At 43.4% G+C, this 5,096-nt stretch carries 4 protein-coding genes; 1 reads left to right on the top strand and 3 read right to left on the bottom strand.

Annotated features, from left to right (window positions below; genetic code table 11):
* Positions 1-3: 3 nt before the first annotated feature.
* The 3 genes from ABI367_RS11885 to ABI367_RS11875 form a co-directional block, all read right to left on the bottom strand.
* The gene (locus tag ABI367_RS11885) at positions 4-1,251 is read right to left on the bottom strand and encodes a flavin-dependent oxidoreductase (protein ID WP_462227011.1); all 1,248 of its coding nucleotides are present in this window, start codon (positions 1,249-1,251) and stop codon (positions 4-6) included.
* An 8-nt stretch (positions 1,252-1,259) separates the two neighbouring features.
* On the bottom strand, positions 1,260-3,002 hold the full coding sequence (locus tag ABI367_RS11880) for a tannase/feruloyl esterase family alpha/beta hydrolase (RefSeq protein ID WP_462227009.1): 1,743 nt from the start codon (positions 3,000-3,002) through the stop codon (positions 1,260-1,262).
* A gap of 174 nt (positions 3,003-3,176) precedes the next feature.
* Positions 3,177-3,542, bottom strand: coding sequence for a hypothetical protein (locus ABI367_RS11875; protein WP_462227007.1), 366 nt, complete (start codon positions 3,540-3,542; stop codon positions 3,177-3,179).
* Between the two features lie 388 nt (positions 3,543-3,930).
* Between ABI367_RS11875 and ABI367_RS11870 the strand changes: the two genes are divergently transcribed.
* Positions 3,931-5,096: cation:proton antiporter (locus ABI367_RS11870; RefSeq protein WP_462227005.1), on the top strand; the 1,166-nt coding region annotated here is incomplete at its 3' end.

Below are 5,096 nucleotides of genomic sequence, written 5' to 3'. Positions count from 1 at the left end.
ATTTTATTGTTTTTGGTTCAATGCTTCCAGCTCAAATCCCGCTATCTTTTTGTACCGTGCCGATACCGCGTCAAGCTCCTCCTGCGAGATTACGTCATGTAAATTATCAAACCCGTTAGGGGCCCTTTCTTCTACAATTTGCATTACTTCTTCCGGCCCCATTTTGCGGTTCTGCAATACAATGTTGGCGGTAGCCGCCAGCCTGATGGCTTCATATTCTTTTAACGCTGTTGCGACGTCATCATAACGCTCAAAACATTCTGCTAAACATTCTGCATCCAGTATGGCCTGCGAAGCCCCGTTTGAGCCGATGGGATACATAGGATGCGCCGCATCGCCCAGTAAACTGATATTGTTAAACGACCATTGCGGCAACGGATCACGATCAGACATCGGGAATTCATAAATAGCTTCGGAATTATTGATCAGCGACGGAATAGGTAACCAGGGGAACTCCCAGGATTTGAATTGCTCCAGCAGCTTTGCTTTATCGGCCCGGCGGTTCCAATCGCGCACCATAATGTTTTCATCTTCGCTCACCTGCAGGTCGGCAATCCAATTGATAAGCTGATTACCGTCTTTATCCGGCTTTGTTATGGGGTAAGCTACAAATTTTTTGCTGCGGCTCCCCGCCATGATCATGGACGAGCCTGAAAGAAAAGGTTTTGCTATGGTAGTGCCCCTATGCAGTATAACGCCCGAAAATTTAGGGATCCCCTCAACAGGATAGAATTGTTTACGCACTACCGAGTGAATACCATCCGCACCTATCAGGGCATCTCCTTCAACAGTTACCTGCCTGTCATGTTTTTTGTCGTTAAAAACGGCAGATACGCCCGCGCCTTTGTTTTCGCACGACAGCAAATGGTGGCCCGTAAAAACGCTTTCGGCACCAATTACATCCTTTACCTTTTGCAGCAACAGCATATGAAACGTACCGCGGTGCACCGAAAATTGCGGCCAATGATAGCCGGCAAACATGCCCCGTGGTTCACCCCATATTTTTTGTCCGAATTTATTGAAGTAAATGAGTTCGCGGGTAGCAACTGCTACCTCGGCCATGGCTTCCTGCAAACCTAAGTTAGTGAGCACACGCACGGCATGTGGTAACAAATTGATACCTACACCCAGCGGTTTAACCTCCGGGGCCGACTCATATACCATTACCTCAAAGCCGGCTTTATGCAAACTCAACGCGGCAGTTAACCCGCCAATGCCTCCGCCGGCAATCAGTATTTTCTTACGATCCATGAATAGTACTATTTATTTAGCAATTTCAGATCAGGGGCTTTACTGATGTAAGAGGACGCGCTTTCAACCGGTCCGTTTACATATTGGGGATACTCCGGATAAGAGCAAAGCAAATAGCCATTCACATTTTTATCTGTGCCTATCCGGCCTTTTTCATCTATAACCAGCGTTTTAGCCGGTGCCTGTTTTTTTTCAACCCATGATACCAATTGATCGATGTTGTCATCACCATTTGGGGCCGCAATGTTTTTTGCTTTTACCGGTTTTCCCTCGCCGTTAACGCTATAGCCTTTGCCGCTTAAACCGTGGCCGCCATGCGGTACAACAAAAAACCGTGCAAATTCATCCACCTTAGTTCTGCCCATCTTATCTATTACTGATTGATAATAATCAAGTTGCGATCCGTCTGAAGCCAGGTTATCCATTAAACCATTGGTAACGATCATTTTTCCGCCTCGTTTATAAAATGCGGAAAGGTCGGGGTTGGTGGCATCAAGCCAGGTTGATATTTCTTCTCTGCGTTTCTCGTATTTGCCACCGTCTACAAAATCAAGCGAATTGGCTTTAAGGTCCTGCATTAACATCCCGGTAGTGCCTAAAATACCCAGGTGACTAAATGGGCGGGCATTATCAGCAGCGCCTTCCTGTCCTTTAAAACGGGTATTGGCAATAAGCCCCATGTCGGCGGGTGTAATATTAGGCAACCACATCCCGAACGATTTAACACCATTTGCTAAAGGTGCTTTAAACGTGTAAGGACTATAAATAAATTCGAGTGTTTTTATTTGCCCATCGGTAAGCTTTGCGTTCTCTGTTGCATCTTGTGGGTTTGGATCTATTCCATTTGGCGCTCTTAATGCTTTCCAGGGGTCTTTAGGTCCTATGCCGTCTTTTACATTAAAAATGGCACGTGCAGCCATATAATTATTTATCATTCCGTCCGATACGCCGTCAAGTGCATCGCACTGTCTCAAAAACTCAGCAGTAATGGCTTTTACTTTTGCAGGCGTTACCCAGTTTGCTGTCGGTATTTCCTGTATGCGCATAAGCACAGGGGCAAGCATAAGGGTAGTATTGTTAAGGATAGGAACGTTAGCTATAATGCCATCATAGTCGGCAGGATACCGCTGCGCAACAGTTAGCGCTTCACGTCCTCCTTGCGAGCTACCCACATAATAATTATAGGTGGGCTTTTTGCCATACACCCGTTCCATAATAACCATAGCGGCATCATGCGTTTTTTTCATTTGCATGTAGCCCAGGTTTTTTATGGCTTCGTCATTAAGTGACCATTCATCGCCGGTAGTTGGTCCGGTTGCCAACGCTTTACCACCGGCCTGGTGACCGCCATCGCTGCCATAAACTGCAAAGCCTTTATTAAGTATAGAAGCCGAAGCACGTACGCCAAGCGATCCGTTCATTCCGCCGCCGCCCTGCTGCATACCTCGTAACGACCAGCTTGCGGGTAGCACTACCCTGAAATTAATGGGCCAGCCGTTAGGGTCAACCGGCATAATGGAGCCCTCTACAATGCCATAGGCCGGCATTGTTGCTGTGGCCTCAACCCATTGGGGTTCATACAGTTTTACCGAACCAACAGGCTCGCCAATGGCCGAAGCTGGAATAGCAGTTCCGGCCTTTTCAATAGCATCTTTAATGATATTAATACTGCGCGTATCTGACTGCGCGAATAATGAGCCTTTTATTAATAAAAAAAGGATTACTCCAAGTATAGTTTTTGACCTTATCATAATTTAGGTTGGTTTTGGTTTAGATATACAAGATAGCAATGTGTTACGTTTTTACAAAGTTTATTTATAGCAGATTTACTGTGCCCCGAAAAGTTAAAAGCCTCAAATCGAAAGATTTGAGGCTTTTGCGTACTTTTAAAATGGCGCTGTGATAACACCGGCCATAAGCTTAAACTATTTCACCCTGCTTAACACCAGGGTTACATCCTGCCCGTTTACTGCGAAAGAAAGCGTGATCGTGTCTTTTGTTTTATCTGTAGCATCACTCTTTATTTTGCCTTTAATTTTGGTAGAGTTACCCATAATATCGATAGAGAAAGAAAGGTCGTCGCCTTTTATTACACCATCACTGAATGCCGTATCACTACCATCCGGACCTTTTGACGATCCGGTTAATTTTTCGCCATCTACTTTAAAGGTATAGCCAACTTCAAATTGGTCGTTCACCGTTCCTTTCCAGTTCCCGGTAATATCGCCGGCAAAGCAAAATGCTGCAAATGCCATTACCATAACAACAGTTGCTAATGTTTTTTTGATCATAATTGGTTAAGTTTATGTTATATAATTGAGTTGATAAAATTATTAAATTTAAGCAATTAACCAATAATATGGCAATAAAAATGTCCGCTCTTGAATGATCTATGCCTGCCTGTTTGCCTTATTTACAAAAAGCATACAATTACCGCACCGCATAATAATCCCATTTAAGTGGGCATGGTTGAAAGTGATAATGAGTATCTTTACAGCAGTGCCGGGACTATTGTGGTATCAAGAGATTGGTTAAAGTTATTGTTGATTAATTAATTGGTTTGCTGCTTTGCAGCTATGATACCTGAAACCGGGTCACAAGGCAGTAGCCTTGCAGCAAGAAGAGATTATCTTCCAAATTATCACACGCTGCCTGTTTTATAAAACCAAAACAAATAATATGGAAACACGGGATATACTTACCATTACCATCATTTTGGCTGCACTGTTTGCTTATATCAATCACCGGTTCATCAAATGGCCGCCAACTATTGGTATAATGGCTTTGTCGCTGATATCTTCTATGTTGCTGGCAACATTGGGCAGTTCAAAGTTTTTGCTTTCAACCAAAGCAATTGAATTGGCAAACTCGGTTGATTTTCAAGATGTGTTGATGAATTTTATGCTGAGTTTTCTTTTGTTTGCCGGTGCGATACATATTGATGCAGGTAAGTTAAAAAAGGAACGCTGGTCCGTATTACTATTGGCAACTATGGGCATACTTATCAGCACCTTTTTGGTGGGAGGAATGACCTGGTATCTATTTAAAATTTTTCAAATGCCTATTCCTTTTATTTACTGCCTGTTGTTCGGTTCGTTGATATCTCCTACTGATCCTATTGCTGTTATGGGCATCTTGAGACAAGCCAATATACCTTCTTCGCTCGAAGTAAAAATAGCCGGAGAATCGTTATTTAATGATGGTATAGCTGTAGTTATTTTTATCAGCATAGCCGAAATTGCCCGCCAGGGTACCGGCGATTTTTCTGTAGCAACAGTAGGTAAGCTTTTTTTGCAGGAGGCTGTTGGCGGATTAGCCTTTGGGGGAATACTTGGTTACCTGGGTTTTTACGCGCTCCGATCTGTTGATGATTATAAGGTAGAAGTGTTAATAACCATTGCTATTGTAATGGGCGGGTACACCATAGCATCGCACCTTCATGTGTCAGGGCCACTGGCTATGGTTGTGGCCGGTATTATAACAGGCAACAAAGTCAAAGACGAGGTCATGTCTGACGAGACTATAGACTACCTCGGCAAATTCTGGCATTTAATTGATGAGATATTAAACGCGGTACTTTTCCTTTTCATTGGGTTGGAAATGCTAATAATCAAGGTCAATTTTACAGTTATGATCATTGGTGGCGTTGCCATAATACTGGTGCTGCTAGCCCGTTGGGTTTCGGTTGTTATCCCGGTTTATATTTTAAAATATAAAATTAAATTTGAGCAACACGCTATTGCAATATTAACCTGGGGTGGGTTAAGAGGGGGTATTTCGGTGGCTTTGGCCCTTTCCCTTAGTACTAAAATGCATCGCGACGAATTTGTGTTAATAACTTATAT

Origin of the sequence: Mucilaginibacter sp., assembly GCF_039935595.1 — a bacterium.
GTDB lineage: Bacteria > Bacteroidota > Bacteroidia > Sphingobacteriales > Sphingobacteriaceae > Mucilaginibacter.
This window is presented reverse-complemented; position numbering and strand designations above follow the sequence as displayed.